Origin of the sequence: Rhizobium sp. SG741 (assembly GCF_012275435.1) — a bacterium.
Classification (GTDB): Bacteria; Pseudomonadota; Alphaproteobacteria; order Rhizobiales; family Rhizobiaceae; genus Rhizobium; species Rhizobium lusitanum.
The window spans coordinates 112260-126587 of the sequence record NZ_JAAZQP010000002.1 but is presented as its reverse complement, the minus strand read 5'-3'; the positions used below and the strand labels follow the sequence as shown (position 1 = coordinate 126587).

Here is a 14328-nt window from a genome sequence, read left to right as displayed (position 1 = left end):
GGCTCCGCCCTTCCCACTCCATACTGACCCGCCTCTAGAGAAGTTTTTCCAGCGTAATGGGCAGGTCGCGGATCCGCTTGCCGGTCGCATGGAACACCGCATTGGCGATAGCGGGCGCAACGCCGACAATGCCGACTTCGCCCACACCCTTGCCGCCGAGCGCCGAGGCATTGTGGTCAGGTACACCGACCGAGATCACCTGCAGATCCGGTATGTCCGAATTCGTCGGCACGAGGTAATCGCCCACATTGTTGTTGACGGTTCGCCCGTTGCGCATGTCGACCAATCCCTCCTCGAGGAGTGCCTGACCGATGCCCATGATGATGCCGCCCCGCCACTGGCTCTCGACCAGCCGCGGATTGTAGAGCCGGCCGCAATCGAAGGCCGATACCATGCGGGACACCCGCACCGTGCCGAAATCCTCGTCGACCCGCACCTCGGCAAAATGGGCGCACCAGCTGTGCATGGAATAATCGCCCATCGTCGGTCCCTGCACTCTGGCCATGGTCGTCCAGGCCTGCACCTGCTCCTGGGCGCTCGCGCCTTCAGGCAAGGTATTGCGACGAACCTCGATCTCCTCGCGCTTGAGCGCGGACATCAGTTCCGCCAGCGTGAGTGAAGGAGCTTCGCCGCGCGGCGCGGCGATGCGACCTTCGACGAAGTTCAGCGTATTCGCCCCCGTATCGCGGAACGGCGAATTGGCATCGCTGAGCGCAAGGCCGATAAGCTCGTCGCGCGCGGCAACTGCGGCCTTATGGACGGCCCCCATGATCGAGCCGGCCAGCATCGAGCCACCGGCAATTGCCGAACCCGGCAGCCGTGAATCGCCGAGATGGACTTCGACCTGATCCACCGGAATGCCGAAGACTTCAGCCGCACTCTGGGCAAGGATCGTATAGGTCCCCTGCCCCATGTCGATGGCGCCGCTGATGACCTCGACCTTGCCGCTGGAAAGAATGCGGATCATCGCCTCGCTCGGTGCCCGAATGACGGGGAAGGTTCCGCAGCCGATACCCCAGCCGATCAGGGTCTTGCCGTCGCGCATGGACCGTGGCGCATGGCTGCGCCGCGACCAGCCGAAGGTCTCCGCTCCTTTGGTCAATGCCTCGCGCAGCTGCCGAGTCGACCACGGCTTGCCGGACTGGTAGTCGTGGTCGGCATAGTTCTTCAGCCGGAGTTCAAGCGGGTCCATACCGAGCTTGTAGGCGAGCTCCTCGATCGCGCATTCGATGCCGTAGGCACTCGGATTCTTGCCCGGCCCGCGCAGGGCGCCTGGCGTCACGCTGTTGACCGGCACGATGCGATGCTGCGAGGAGAAATTCTCGACCTTGTAGAGGATCGAGGTTGCCGCCCCCGTCTGCTCCGGCCAGTCCGCGTAGACGGACGTCTCGCTGGTGCCGCGATGAACGATCGCCTGCAGGATACCATCTTCGGTGGCGCCAAGTGCGATCTTCTGTTTCGTCCCAGCACGGCCGCCATAGCTGGTGAAATTCTGCGGACGCGTAACCGCGAGCTTCACCGGCCGGCCGAGCTTTCTTGCAGCCGCGACCGCGACAGCGCCATAGGCAAGCGGCTGCCCCTTCGATCCGAAGCCGCCGCCGATGAAGGGTGAGATGATCCGCACATTTTCATAGGGCATGTCGAACCATTCGGAATACATGCGCGCCATGCCGTGCGACCATTGGCTCGGCTCCCAGATGGTCAGCTGATCGCCATCCCATTTCGCCGTCAGGCCGTGAGGCTCCATCGCGACGTGATATTCGCGCGGCGTGGAATATTCGGCCTCGATCCGGACCGGGGATGCGGCAAGCGCCGCCTCGGCATCGCCCCAGGCGGAGGAGAGCGCGTCCATGAGCTTGCCCTCGCCGGCATTCGGGTCGTTGAGGTTGGCGACGTATTTGCTTTCCTCGTAGGTGACCCGCACAAGCCTGGCTGCTTCCGTTGCCTGTTCACGGCTCTCGGCCACGACGGCGGCAATCGACTGGCCATTGAACTGCACCTCACGCGGCAGCGGATAGTATGGTCCTTCCGCGGGCTTGTTACCGCCCCAGTCTGCCCCGAGCTTGAGACCCAGATCATCCTCCGGCGTCAGCACCAGGAGCACGCCCGGTATCGCAAGCGCATCCGCAATGTCGACCTTCAGGACACGACCGGCCGGGATCGTGCTCTGGATGAGAACGGCATAGGCCAGGTTCTCGAACGGGTATTCCAGCGCGTAGGTCGCAGTACCCGTGACCTTCATGCTGCCTTCGAAGCGTGACTGACGGCCGCCGACGGTGCCATCTGAGGCATCGCCGTGTTTGCGAGGTTCCATCATGGTCATGCAAGACCTCCCATTTTCAAAATGGCGCGGGTAACGACGCGCGGCGCAAGTTCGATCTTGTAGTGGTTGCCGCCATGCGAGACGGCGCCCTCCATGGCGAGCCGGCTTGCCTTTTCGACGATATCAGCGTCGAGAGCCTTGCCGATGAGCGCCTGTTCCACGGAGCGCGCGCGCCACGGCTTGGTAGCGACGCCGCCGAGTGCTACGCGGATATCACGGACGGTCTTGCCATCCGCCTCCAGTTCGAGGCCGACGGCAGCGCTCGCAGCGGCGAATTCATAAGACTGGCGGTCGCGGACCTTGATGTAGGTCGAATTCACGGCGGCAGCGGAGGCCGGAATGCTGATGGCGGTGATCATTTCGCCGCGTTGCAATACCGTCTCCCTATCCGGCGTATTGCCGGGCGCAAGGAAGAAATCGTCGACGGCCACCTTGCGGCCATCGAGCTCGACAACCGCATCGAAGGCAACCAGAGCGACCGCAAAATCGCCGGGATAGGAAGCGATGCAGGCCTCGCTCGCGCCGAGCACGGCATGATTGCGCGTGATACCGCCGATCGCCGCGCAGCCGGAACCGGGATTGCGTTTGTTGCAGGCCGGAAAGGCGCCGGGATCACGGAAATAGGAACAGCGGGTCCGCTGCAAAAGGTTGCCGCCGATCGTCGCCATGTTGCGGAGCTGGGCGGAGGCGGCAAGCGAAAGCGATTGCGAAACCGCCGGGAATGCTGCCCGAATATCCCCGTGGTCGGCCACTTCGCTCATTCTGGCGAGCGCGCCGATCCTGGCACCGGCCGTATCGACGGTGATGCCGCTCATGCCGGAAAGATGGGTGATATCGATGACCGTTTCAGGCTCGCTCACACCGCATTTTGCAAGATCGAGCAACGTCGTCCCGCCGGCCAGAAACATGGCACCCGACTGCTGCGCGGCACTGCCGGCCTGGCTGGCGGATGCGGCGCGAATATAGGAGAAATCCCGCATTACGCTGCCTCCGCCGCTGCTTGGCGCACCGCCGCGACGATGCTGTTGTAGGCCCCGCACCGACAGAGATTGCCGGACATGTATTCGCGGATTTCGGCGTCGGAACCCGCATGACCCTCGCGGATGCAGGCAACTGCCGACATGATCTGGCCCGGAGTGCAGTAGCCGCACTGGAAGGCATCATGCTCGATGAATGCCGCCTGCATCGGATGCAGATCGCCGGCTTCACCGGCCAGACCCTCGATCGTGGTGATCTGGCGCCCCTCCACCTGTGCGGCAAGCGTCAGACAGGAGAGAACACGCCTGCCATCGACATGGCAGGTGCAGGCCCCGCACTGGCCCTGGTCGCAGCCCTTCTTGGTGCCCGTCAGCGTCAGATGCTCACGCAGCGCGTCAAGCAGCGTGACGCGCGGCTCGACGTCGAGCTCGTGTCGCTGCCCGTTAATATCGAGCGCAATATGAATGGATCGTGTCATGATAAGCTCCTGCCATCGTCACGAGAATGAGACGTTCGAAATCTAGACGAGTCCGGTCGGCCAGCTACTCCATCATTTTCATGGAAAACGACGCCGATGCATTTCGGCATGACATCTGGCACTCATCTAGATTAAGAAGTGGAAGGCGCTCCAGATAAACGGAGGCGCCTCCGATTAAACTAGCGGCTTGTTTGTTTTCGTCAAGCCCTGATGCGATGGGAGCTTCACCTGGCCTTGGCCGAGCAGAGGACAATATCGTTGGCGCCGACCAAGCTGCGTGCGGATGCTCGCCGCAACCGCGACAGGTTGATAGAAGTCGCTGCCGACGCCTTCGCGCAAAAAGGAGCGGAAGCCTCGCTGGAATATATAGCCCGGCAGGCCGGCGTCGGCATCGGCACGCTTTATCGGCATTTCCCGACGCGGGAACATCTGGTTGAGGTCGTCTATCGACGCGAACTCGAAGGCCTTGCTGCTGCGGCCATCGAGCTTTCCCAAAAATATGCGCCGGACGCGGCACTGGAAGAATGGATGCAGCGGTTCGTGAACTATATCGCCACGAAGCGGGGGATGTCGAACAGCCTGCGCATCCTGATGACGTCGAATTCGTCATTGTTCGCGGACAGCTCCGGCCTGCTGCGCGGCGCTTTGGGCAGCCTTCTGGAGAAGGCAGCCGAACAGGGCCTGATCCGGAAGGACATGGAAACCATGGATGTGCTGCACGCACTCTCCAGCATCTATTCCATCCCCGATGCAGCCGATTGGCGCGATCGCTCCCACCGGCTGATCGGATTGTTGATGGACGGATTGCGCTGCCACAAATAGGCAGCCGGCCACATCAAGCGGCCGGCCGCGGTCCGCCCATTGAACGTCAGGCGGCTCGCTTCAGCGCGTCGCCGAGCATCGAGACAATGGTGCCGATCTCACCGCGTTCGATGATCAGCGGCGGAGACAATGCGATGATGTCGCCGGTCACTCGAATCAAAAGCCCCTTCTGGAAGCAGTCGACAAAGACATCATAGGCACGGGCGCCCGGCGCACCTTCACGCGATGCGAGCTCCACTGCGCCGACGAGGCCGAGATTGCGGATATCCACGACATGCGGCAGGCCCTTCAGCGAATGCAGCGCATTCTGCCAGTCGTCCGCCAACTCGCTGGCGCGGGTGAGCAGCCCCTCTTCCTCATAGATTTCCATGGTTGCGAGACCGGCCGCGCAGGCGACTGGATGCCCCGAATAGGTGTAGCCGTGGAAGAGTTCGATCTGATTGTCCGGACCGATCATCAGACCATCATGGACCTTGCGGCTCGCAAAGACCGCGCCCATCGGTATCGTGCCGTTGGTGATGCCCTTGGCTGTCGTGATAAGATCGGGAACGACGCCGAAATAGTCGGTCGCAAAGGGCGTGCCCAGGCGACCGAAGCCGGTGATCACCTCGTCGAAGATCAGCAGGATGCCATGCTTGTCGGCGATCGCCCGGAGTCGCTCCAGATAGCCCTTCGGCGGCAGAATGACACCCGCCGAGCCGGACATCGGCTCGACGATGACGGCGGCGATAGTCTCAGCGCCATGCAGCGCGACCAGCCGCTCCAGATCCTCGGCCAGTTCGATGCCATGGGCCGGCAGACCCTTGCTGAAGGCGTTGCGCTCGGTATCGAGCGTGTGGCGCATGTGATCGGCGGGGATCTGAGGAAAGACGCGGCGGTTGTTGACTAGGCCGCCGACCGAGATGCCGCCGAAGCCGACGCCGTGATAGCCTTTTTCGCGACCGATAATGCGCGTACGCGTCCCCTGACCGATGGCGCGTTGATAGGCGATGGCGATCTTGAGCGCAGTATCGACGGATTCTGAACCGGAACCGGTAAAGAAGATGCGGTCAAGCTTCGCGGCCGGGCCGCCCGGCGCATGCTGGGCCAGTTTGGCGGCAAAGTCGAAGGCGATCGGGTGCCCCATCTGGAAGGTCGGTGCGAAGTCCATGGTGGCAAGCTGGCGTTCCACCGCATGGGCAATCTTCTTGCGGCCGTGACCCGCATTCACGCACCAGAGGCCGGCGGTGCCGTCAAGCACCTTGTTGCCGTCGACATCGGTGTAATACATGCCGTCTGCCGCGGCCAACAGCCGAGGTGCCGCCTTGAACTGGCGGTTCGCCGTGAACGGCATCCAGAAATTGTCAAGAACCGGAGTATTGGGGTGAGTGATCTTATCCATCGTCGCCTCCATTGCGCTGACATTGACATCAGCGATTTCCCTGTTTCGAACAAGCCCTTTTCTTTATGACTACAACGCATTGATTTTATTGGAGCGGATAGTAAAGTTTGCGATATTTCGAACATCTGAAAAGGTGAAACTATGTCCGTCGACATCGGCAACCGCCTTCGCCATCTGCGTCTCGCACGCAATCTTTCCCAGCGCGAGCTCGCCAAGCGCGCCGGCGTGACCAATTCGACCATTTCGCTTATCGAGTCCAACTCGGCCAACCCTTCGGTCGGCGCCCTCAAGCGCATCCTGGATGGCATCCCGATCGGCCTTGCCGAGTTCTTTGCCTTCGAGCCGGATAGGCCGAAGCAGGCTTTCTATGCCGCCGAGGAACTGGTCGAGATCGGCAAAGGCCCGATCTCCTATCGCCAGATCGGCGAAAACCTGTTCGGACGTAGTCTCCAAATCCTGAAAGAGTGCTACCAGCCGGGAGCTGACACCGGCAAAGTGCCGCTGGTCCATGACGGAGAAGAAGGCGGCATCGTGCTATCAGGCCGCCTAGAGGTGACCGTCGATGACGAGCGGCGCGTTCTTGGACCGGGCGACGCCTATTATTTCGAAAGCCGCCGGCCGCATCGCTTCCGCTGCGTCGGCCCGGTTCCCTGCGACGTCATCAGCGCGTGCACGCCCCCAAGCTTCTGATCGCTATTATCAGGACCAATTTGTCCAACTCGCGGCTCATGCTACGCTCCGCTGATGCCACCTTCGCGGAGAACTTCCAAATGGTTATGCTGCGTGAACCGATCCTGCATCCAGTTCCGATCGAGGAGCTGCGGCCTACCCAGATCACCGTCGGCATGCGCGAGGTGAAAGCCAAGCGAAAGGCTTGGCGCGCGAAAGCAGAGGCTGAAGATGAAAAGGCCGGAGAGTTCCTGGGAAACCACATGGTGCCGGCAATCCGTGGGCCACGCGGGCGATATTATGTCATTGACCATCATCACCTGTCGCTTGCGCTCCATGAGGAGGGCGTGAGGGACATTCTGGTCACGACGGTCGCCGATCTCTCACGGCTTGATCAGGATTCCTTCTGGTTCGTGATGGATTGCCATGACTGGATGCATCCGTTCGACGAAGACGGCAAACGACGCGGCTACGAAGCCATCCCGAAAAGCATCAAGGATCTGGTCGATGACCCTTATCGTTCGCTGGCGGGCGAACTGCGCCGGCATGGCGGCTACGCCAAGGACACGACCCCTTTCAGCGAATTTCTCTGGGCGGATTTCCTGCGCCGCCGCCTGAAGCGGAAGGACGTCGACCGAGATTTCGACCACGCCCTGGAAAGGTCGCTCGCGCTCGCCAAAGGCAGGGAGGCGGATTACCTGCCGGGCTGGTGTGGATCGATTGCCGAATGACTGAATCTGAAATCAAGGCGTAACGCTGGCCAGTTTGAGACTGCGTCAAGCTTCGTGTGGACCTGCCCCGCGCCTATTTGGAACGTCGCAGCTTTGTCGCATCGCGAAACGAAATGAGGCGCTGGTTCTGTTCATCCCAGAGAACCAGTTTTACGCAGCGCAGGCTCTCCATCATGGTGATCCGGCCTATATCACCCAGTTCCGGATGGTCTTTGAGCACTTCGGGAAGCCTGTAGTAGGGTATCCTGCTCGACAGATGATGAATGTGATGAATGCCGATGTTGCCGGTGATCCAGCGCAGGATCAGCGGCAGATCATAGTACGACGCGCCATGAAGCGCCGCGTGTTGAAACCGCCATTCAGGCTCTTTCGACCAATGGGTTTCTTCGAACTGATGCTGCACATAGAAGAGCCATATGCCGGCGGCTCCCGCCAGCAGGACGATCGGCAGATGCACCAAGAGGAAGGGCAGGATGCCGATTGCCCAGATGAGCAAAGCGGAGGCGATTGCAATGGCCAGGTTTGTCGCCATGGTGGATACCCAGGGCAAAAGGCCGGATCGCATCATGCCGAAAGGCAACCGTTGCTTGAACAGGAACAGCCATGCCGGGCCTATGCCGAACATGATCGCCGGGTGCCTGTAAAGTCGGTAGGCAAGCCGCCCGCGCCATGACCGGCTACTGTATTCCTCAACGGTCAGCGTGGTTATGTCGCCGACGCCGCGTTCGTCGAGGTTCCCCGCCGAGGCATGATGCTCCGCATGCGCCCTGCGCCAATAGTCATAGGGTGTAAACGTCAGGACGCCGATAGCGCGGCCGGTCCAGTCATCGATGCGCCGGCGCGCAAAGAAAGAACCGTGGCCACAATCATGCTGGATCATGAACAGACGCAGAAGAAACGCAGACGCGGGAATGATGAGGATAAGGCCCAACCAGAAGCCAAAGTAAACGGCTGCCCATGTCCCGGCCCACAACAGCGCAAATGGGATGGCCGTCACCGCGAGTTCGATAAGGCTGCGTCTGGCACGTGGCTGGCGATACCGGGCGAGGATTTTGAGCCATGCTTTTTCGTCGAAAAGAGGCGCAGATGGGTCGTGGTCGATGGCCTCACTCAAAAGACAACTCCCCGAGCCGCAATGAATGCCAACAAGGCAAGAGCTATCACAGCAGCTGACCCGATTGGGAGCAGCAAATAATCGAAGCGATAGATCGCCTGAAGAACATTCATCGTTGTCGTGTCTCCTGAGTTTCTCGACCACGTCCTCGCATGGCCGTTCACGTGGTGCCTGGCTGCCGGCACCTGACCATCATTCCCGATCGAGCTCAGCTCTTGCCTTTACCGCTCGGCGGATTGTTCTTTGTCGCGACCTTGATCTGACTTGCGAACGTACTCTCTACCTTTGCGGCAGGCTTTTCCTGTTTCGGTTTGCGAACCTCGCGGTTGCCTCTCACTTGTCCCTTGGCCATCGATGCGATCCTTCTTGAGGTTGATATCAGCTAGTGGAACGGCAGCCGCTCGAATGTGATGCCCTCGAACGACTACCCCAGAGTATTTGGAGGCCCGCATTGCGAGCAACCACATAATGCCTGTTCGCTCAACGGAGTGATATTACCACTCAAAATGGCGAAAATACCGCCCGGCCAAACCGGCCGAGCGCTTCAGGCACTGCTCTCAATATCCCATATTGCCCATGGCGCCATTTCCGGTGTTTTGGGCAAGTTCTTTGGCGGGAATATCGGCGATCATGGCTTCGGCGGTGATCAGAAGCGCCGCAATCGAGCCGGCGTCCTGCAACGCGGTCCGCACGACCTTGGCCGGATCGATGATGCCGGCTTCGATCATATCGACATAGGTTTCCGTCTGCGCGTCGAAGCCCTCATTAGGATCCTTGCTGTCGTCAAGTTTTCCGATGACGATCGAACCTTCGACACCGGCATTGTCGGCGATCTGCCGGATCGGCGCTTCCAGTGCTCTGCGCACGATCGCGATGCCCGCCGTCACGTCGGCGTTTTCGCCGGTGAGCCCAATGAGGACCGCTTTCGCACGCAAGAGCGCAACGCCGCCGCCGGCCACGATGCCTTCCTCGACCGCCGCACGGGTGGCATTCAGGGCATCGTCGATGCGGTCCTTCTTTTCCTTGACTTCGATCTCGGTCGAGCCACCGACGCGGATCACCGCAACGCCGCCGGTGAGCTTTGCCAGCCGCTCCTGCAGCTTTTCCTTGTCGTAGTCTGAGGTCGTCTCCGCGATCTGCGCCTTGATCTGCTTGATACGTGCCTCGATGGCGGCTTTATCGCCAGAGCCATCGATGATCGTCGTGGTATCCTTCTCGATCAGCACGCGCCTGGCACGGCCGAGCATATCGAGTGTGACGTTCTCCAGTTTGATGCCGAGATCCTCGGAGATCATCTGTCCGGCCGTCAGGACGGCGATGTCTTCCAGCATGGCCTTGCGGCGGTCGCCGAAACCCGGCGCCTTGACGGCAGCGACCTTGAGGCCGCCCCGCAACTTGTTGACGACCAATGTCGCCAGCGCTTCGCCTTCGACATCTTCCGAGATGATCAGCAACGGTGTGCCGCTCTGCACCACACCCTCGAGGATCGGAAGCATCGCCTGCAGATTGCCGAGCTTCTTTTCGTGAATGAGAATATAGGGGTTCTCCAGTTCCACGCGCATCTTTTCGGCATTGGTGACGAAATAGGGCGAGAGATAGCCGCGGTCGAACTGCATGCCCTCGACGACATCGAGTTCGTTCTCAGCCGTCTTGGCCTCCTCGACAGTGATGACACCCTCGTTGCCGACCTTTTCCATGGCCTTGGCGATCATCTCGCCAACGCTGGCATCGCCATTGGCGGCGATCGTGCCGACCTGCGCGATCTCGCTTGAGGACTTGACCTTGGTGGCGCGCGCCTTGATTTCCGCAAGCACGGCGGTAACACCGAGATCGATGCCGCGCTTGAGGTCCATGGGGTTCATCCCGGCGGCAACCAGCTTGGCACCCTCGCGAAAGATGGACGCGGCGAGCACGGTCGCCGTCGTGGTACCGTCGCCGGCAAGGTCGTTGGTTTTTGAAGCCACCTCGCGCACCAGCTGCGCGCCCATGTTCTCGAACTTGTCTTCAAGCTCGATTTCCTTGGCGACCGATACGCCATCCTTGGTGATGCGCGGAGCGCCATAGGGTCTGTCGATGACGACGTTGCGGCCCTTGGGACCGAGCGTCACCTTAACGGCATTGTTCAGCAATTCCACGCCACGAAGCAATCGGTCGCGGACGTCGGTAGAAAAAATGATTTGCTTGGCAGACATTGTCTTTGCCCTGTTCAGTCTTGAGATAAAGGAGCTAAATTCGGTGGATCAGGCAGCCTTGTCGACGGCGTTCTCGATGATGCCCATAATGTCGGCCTCCTTCATGATCAGAAGGTCTTCACCATTGATCTTGACCTCGGTTCCCGACCATTTGCCGAACAGGATCGTATCGCCAGTCTTGACGTCGAGCGGGATCAGCCTTCCATTTTCGTCGCGGGAACCGGGACCGACGGCGATCACTTCACCTTCCTGCGGCTTTTCCTTGGCGGTATCGGGAATGATGATCCCGCCCTTGGATTTGATATCACCTTCGGCGCGTCGGATGACGACGCGGTCGTGCAGCGGGCGAAATAGCATAAAGATCTTTCTGCGGCCGGCGCATAGGGCGGCTGCAACCATAAAATAACATTCTTGGCACTCGATTGATAGGAGTGCCAAGGAATATTATTTGGAGAATAAAATCATACGAGAATGGCGTCCATGATTCCATAGAATTGTATGGGCAATTCTCATGAAAATTACCGGATCCATTGTAATGACGAATGAGTTTTTATTTCAACTAACCGGATTTTTTCTGAGATAAATATCGATCGGTGCTTCGCATATCAGTTTGCTGCGGACGCGGCCGGGTATGGGAAGATGCTTCGGCAGCGCTTTCGACAGCCGCCCGTTCGTCTATGAGCAATTGTAACGGACGATCGTCACGGCCGCCCTTTTGGTGGTTGGGCGGAACCTTGACCGCGGTCAGGATGAGCACCCGCAAAACGGATCTTCATCTCAAATAAAAACGCAACTGGTTGGTGCCAGCGCGCCTGAAATGCTATTTGACTCATAAAAGTCAGGCAATCTTTCCTTGCCCGCAAACGAACAGAGAGAGGCTCACGGCATGTCGATAGAAAAAGTAGCAATCATCACGGCGGGCGGCAGCGGCATGGGTGCGGAAGCCGCCAAGCGCCTTGCCGCCGATGGATTCAGGGTTGCGATCCTTTCATCCTCCGGCAAGGGAGAGGCCCTTGCGGCGTCGCTCGGCGGCATCGGCATCACCGGTTCGAATCAGTCGAACGACGATCTCAAACGCCTGACCGACGCGACGATGGAGAAGTGGGGTCGCATCGACGTGCTGGTCAATAGTGCCGGCCACGGACCCAGGGCACAGATCATCGAGATCACCGACGAGCAATGGCACACAGGCCTTGACGTCTATCTGATGAACGTAGTCCGCGCCGTTCGTCTGGTCACCCCGATCATGCAGGCGCAAAAGTCGGGCGCGATCATCAACATCTCCACGGCCTGGGCCTTCGAACCATCGGCGATGTTTCCGACATCAGCCGTTTTCCGTGCCGGCCTTGCCGCCTATACCAAGATTTTCGCGGATACCTATGCGGCCGATAATGTCCGCATGAACAATGTACTGCCGGGCTGGATCGACAGCTTGCCGGCAACCGAAGAGCGCCGCGACGGCGTGCCGATGAAGCGCTACGGCACGAGTTCGGAGATTGCAGCCACGATCGCGTTCCTCGCATCCGATGGCGCAGGCTACATCACCGGCCAGAACCTCAAGGTCGATGGCGGACTAACCCGCTCCATATGAGACCTGCCGGCCGTCGAAACCGCCCCTCGTTCCAGTCGGGTCAGCACGTAGTCCGAATTACGTGCCGGTTTCTATCATCGTGGCATTGACGTTGATGGCGCGGCCGGCAAACCAGCCATTGATGGCGGCGCCGAGACCAAGCAGGACGAACAGAACCGAACACCAGGCGAAACTTCCCGTCCAACCGTGGATCATGCCGACGACGAGCGGCCCGATTGCGGCAAGCAGGTAGCCTATGAACTGCGCCATGCCGGACAGATGCGCGGCGACGTGCGGGTCGGGCGAGCGCAGCACGATCACGGTCAGCGCCACCGCGATCAGCCCTCCCTGCCCGATACCCTGGAGCACGGCCCAGAACCATACCGTCCAGAGCGGCGCGAAGAGCAGGCCCAGCAGCGCCGTGACCGCGACCGCACAAAGAATGACGTTGATGGCCCGCTGGTCCTTGCCCCTGACGGCGATGTGAGGAGCCACAAGACACGAAGCCGCCTGCACCATGACTGAAACCGACACGATTGCGCCGGCCGTCACCCCATCGAGGCCACGCTCGCGCAGAATTGGGACCAGCCAGCCGAAGACGCAATAGGCAAGCGCCGATTGCAACCCCATGAAGAGCGTTACCTGCCAAGCGACGGCATCAGTCCATAGACCCATGACGCGGAAGCCGGTGCGCCGCGCTTGGGTGCCCGATCCAATCACCTGCGGCAGCCACAGAAGCCCGACCACGAGGGCCGGCAAGGCCCAGGCCGCAAGCGCACCGCCGAGCGACCCCCCAAGACTATGTTCGATCGGAAGCGTGAGCCCGGCTGCACTCGCCGCGCCCGCGCACAGAGCCATTGTGTAGCAGCCCGTCATCAGGGCCGCCTTGTCCGGAAAATCACGCTTGACCACGCCCGGCAAGAGAACATTGCCGATCGCTATGCAGGCGCCGGTCAAGGCCGTCCCGAAGAACAGCAGGGAGATAGAGGAAATGCCGCGTAACGCCGTGCCGAGCGCAAGCAGGAGAATCACGCCGAGCAGCACGCGCTCTGTCCCCAATCGCTGCGCCAGTCTTGGCGCGAGCGGTGAAAACAGGCCCATGCAGACGACAGGCAATGTGGTGAGGATGCTCGTGCCGAATGCGGTAAGGCCAAGCCCGCTTCGGATTTCGGGCAATAGCGCCGAGGCGCTCGAGAAGACCGGCCGGAGATTGAACGCAATCAGCACAAGGCTTGCGCCGAGAAGAAATCTGCCGATTGGCGATTTGCCCCGATGCGGCTGCGGTGGCGGGATTTCATCGGCCTCGGCATCGATCAGTTCAAGAGAAGCGGCATTCTGCGAAGGTGTGTTCATGACATCAGCAACCGATCGAGGGTGGCGACAACCGGAGCCATGAAGCGGCGCACGGCAGAACCTGCCGCTTCCGGATCACCTGTTTCAATGGCGTCGACGATTGCGACATGCGCTTGCATATCCGGCTCAGGAAGATCCTCGCCGAGCGTCGCCTCGATGGTCTCGGCGATCGACACGGAAAAGAATTCGTAGATCTCGATCATCGCCCTGTTCTGCGACGCCGCGATCACCGCCTTGTGGAAGGCGAGGTCTCGCTCGATAAATGCGGTCTTGTCTCCGCCATCATAGTTTCCTCGCGCCTTCAGCAGCGCACGCAATTGCAAAATCACCTCCGGCGTCTGTCGCAGAGCGGCCAGGCGTGCAGCCTCGACGTCGAGCGCCAAACGCGCTTCGAACTGGTCCCGGAGCCCGGCCCGGCGCGCCATGTCGAAAGGGCGGCCGAGGTTGATCGTCGAGCGCACGTAGGTGCCGGATCCCTGTCGTGTCTCGATATAGCCTTGAGACGCCAGCACCCGGACTGCCTCGCGGATGGTGCCGCGGCTGACGGAAAGCATGGATGAGAGAGAAGCCTCATTGGGCAATTTCTCGCCGACACGCCATCGCCTTGCAATGATTTCGCCGCGGATTGCTTCGACCGCTGTTTCCGCGAGCGTGGTTTTGGTCAGGGCGCGCATGATCACATCTCATCAAGTCATCAGATGACTTAATGACTAATCG

Annotated in this window: 13 protein-coding genes; 4 read left to right on the top strand and 9 right to left on the bottom strand. The window is 60.4% G+C overall.

Annotated elements, in window-relative coordinates:
• Positions 1–34 precede the first annotated feature (34 nt).
• Genes FHT29_RS05995 through FHT29_RS05985 form a run of 3 tightly spaced genes read right to left on the bottom strand, consistent with a single transcriptional unit; the run spans position 35 to position 3779 of the window.
• Complete coding sequence (locus tag FHT29_RS05995) at positions 35–2323, bottom strand: xanthine dehydrogenase family protein molybdopterin-binding subunit (RefSeq protein ID WP_168599349.1); 2289 nt, start codon at positions 2321–2323, stop codon at positions 35–37.
• A complete protein-coding gene (locus FHT29_RS05990; protein WP_168599348.1) occupies positions 2320–3303 on the bottom strand; it encodes a xanthine dehydrogenase family protein subunit M in 984 nt (327 codons plus the stop codon). The genes FHT29_RS05995 and FHT29_RS05990 overlap by 4 nt, the downstream gene beginning before the upstream one ends.
• Positions 3303–3779, bottom strand: coding sequence for a (2Fe-2S)-binding protein (locus FHT29_RS05985; protein ID WP_037192997.1), 477 nt, complete (start codon positions 3777–3779; stop codon positions 3303–3305). Before FHT29_RS05985 ends, FHT29_RS05990 begins: the two co-directional genes overlap by 1 nt.
• Before the next feature lie 210 nt (positions 3780–3989).
• Here FHT29_RS05985 and FHT29_RS05980 point away from each other — a divergent pair, with 210 nt between their 5' ends.
• On the top strand, positions 3990–4601 hold the full coding sequence (locus FHT29_RS05980) for a TetR/AcrR family transcriptional regulator (protein WP_168599347.1): 612 nt from the start codon (positions 3990–3992) through the stop codon (positions 4599–4601).
• Positions 4602–4647: 46 nt separating this feature from the next.
• On the opposite strand, the gene FHT29_RS05975 is transcribed toward FHT29_RS05980, so the two are convergent.
• Positions 4648–5982: an aspartate aminotransferase family protein gene (locus FHT29_RS05975; RefSeq protein WP_168599346.1), complete on the bottom strand. Its 1335-nt coding sequence runs from the start codon at positions 5980–5982 to the stop codon at positions 4648–4650.
• 141 nt (positions 5983–6123) lie between these two features.
• Between FHT29_RS05975 and FHT29_RS05970 the strand changes: the two genes are divergently transcribed.
• Positions 6124–6672: a cupin domain-containing protein gene (locus FHT29_RS05970; protein ID WP_037192999.1), complete on the top strand. Its 549-nt coding sequence runs from the start codon at positions 6124–6126 to the stop codon at positions 6670–6672.
• 80 nt (positions 6673–6752) lie between these two features.
• On the top strand, positions 6753–7382 hold the full coding sequence (locus tag FHT29_RS05965; RefSeq protein WP_168599345.1) for a ParB-like protein: 630 nt from the start codon (positions 6753–6755) through the stop codon (positions 7380–7382).
• A 73-nt stretch (positions 7383–7455) separates the two neighbouring features.
• Here FHT29_RS05965 and FHT29_RS05960 read toward each other — a convergent pair whose 3' ends face one another.
• From FHT29_RS05960 to FHT29_RS05950, 3 genes are all read right to left on the bottom strand, one after another.
• A complete protein-coding gene (locus tag FHT29_RS05960; protein ID WP_168599344.1) occupies positions 7456–8496 on the bottom strand; it encodes a fatty acid desaturase in 1041 nt (346 codons plus the stop codon).
• Positions 8497–9053: 557 nt separating this feature from the next.
• Positions 9054–10688, bottom strand: coding sequence for a chaperonin GroEL (gene groL, locus FHT29_RS05955; RefSeq protein WP_037193007.1), 1635 nt, complete (start codon positions 10686–10688; stop codon positions 9054–9056).
• 48 nt (positions 10689–10736) lie between these two features.
• Positions 10737–11045 (bottom strand): co-chaperone GroES, encoded by a 309-nt coding sequence (locus tag FHT29_RS05950; RefSeq protein WP_047558842.1) that lies wholly within the window; start codon positions 11043–11045, stop codon positions 10737–10739.
• A gap of 529 nt (positions 11046–11574) precedes the next feature.
• Here FHT29_RS05950 and FHT29_RS05945 point away from each other — a divergent pair.
• A complete protein-coding gene (locus FHT29_RS05945; protein WP_168599343.1) occupies positions 11575–12279 on the top strand; it encodes an SDR family oxidoreductase in 705 nt (234 codons plus the stop codon).
• A gap of 57 nt (positions 12280–12336) precedes the next feature.
• Here FHT29_RS05945 and FHT29_RS05940 read toward each other — a convergent pair whose 3' ends face one another.
• Together FHT29_RS05940 and FHT29_RS05935 are read right to left on the bottom strand one after the other, a co-directional pair.
• Positions 12337–13611: an MFS transporter gene (locus tag FHT29_RS05940; protein WP_047640373.1), complete on the bottom strand. Its 1275-nt coding sequence runs from the start codon at positions 13609–13611 to the stop codon at positions 12337–12339.
• The gene (locus FHT29_RS05935; RefSeq protein WP_168599342.1) at positions 13608–14285 is read right to left on the bottom strand and encodes a FadR/GntR family transcriptional regulator; all 678 of its coding nucleotides are present in this window, start codon (positions 14283–14285) and stop codon (positions 13608–13610) included. Before FHT29_RS05935 ends, FHT29_RS05940 begins: the two co-directional genes overlap by 4 nt.
• Positions 14286–14328: the final 43 nt, after the last annotated feature.

Excerpts from the sequence above, each read along its gene's own strand:
- groL (WP_037193007.1), bottom strand. The coding sequence starts at position 10,688 with ATGTCTGCCAAGCAAATCATTTTTTCTACCGACGTCCGCGACCGATTG.
- FHT29_RS05980 (WP_168599347.1), top strand. The coding sequence starts at position 3,990 with ATGCGATGGGAGCTTCACCTGGCCTTGGCCGAGCAGAGGACAATATCG.
- FHT29_RS05985 (WP_037192997.1), bottom strand. The coding sequence starts at position 3,779 with ATGACACGATCCATTCATATTGCGCTCGATATTAACGGGCAGCGACAC.
- FHT29_RS05975 (WP_168599346.1), bottom strand. The coding sequence starts at position 5,982 with ATGGATAAGATCACTCACCCCAATACTCCGGTTCTTGACAATTTCTGG.
- FHT29_RS05935 (WP_168599342.1), bottom strand. The coding sequence starts at position 14,285 with ATGCGCGCCCTGACCAAAACCACGCTCGCGGAAACAGCGGTCGAAGCA.
- FHT29_RS05970 (WP_037192999.1), top strand. The coding sequence starts at position 6,124 with ATGTCCGTCGACATCGGCAACCGCCTTCGCCATCTGCGTCTCGCACGC.
- FHT29_RS05965 (WP_168599345.1), top strand. The coding sequence starts at position 6,753 with ATGGTTATGCTGCGTGAACCGATCCTGCATCCAGTTCCGATCGAGGAG.
- FHT29_RS05940 (WP_047640373.1), bottom strand. The coding sequence starts at position 13,611 with ATGAACACACCTTCGCAGAATGCCGCTTCTCTTGAACTGATCGATGCC.
- FHT29_RS05945 (WP_168599343.1), top strand. The coding sequence starts at position 11,575 with ATGTCGATAGAAAAAGTAGCAATCATCACGGCGGGCGGCAGCGGCATG.
- FHT29_RS05990 (WP_168599348.1), bottom strand. The coding sequence starts at position 3,303 with ATGCGGGATTTCTCCTATATTCGCGCCGCATCCGCCAGCCAGGCCGGC.
- FHT29_RS05950 (WP_047558842.1), bottom strand. The coding sequence starts at position 11,045 with ATGCTATTTCGCCCGCTGCACGACCGCGTCGTCATCCGACGCGCCGAA.
- FHT29_RS05995 (WP_168599349.1), bottom strand. The coding sequence starts at position 2,323 with ATGACCATGATGGAACCTCGCAAACACGGCGATGCCTCAGATGGCACC.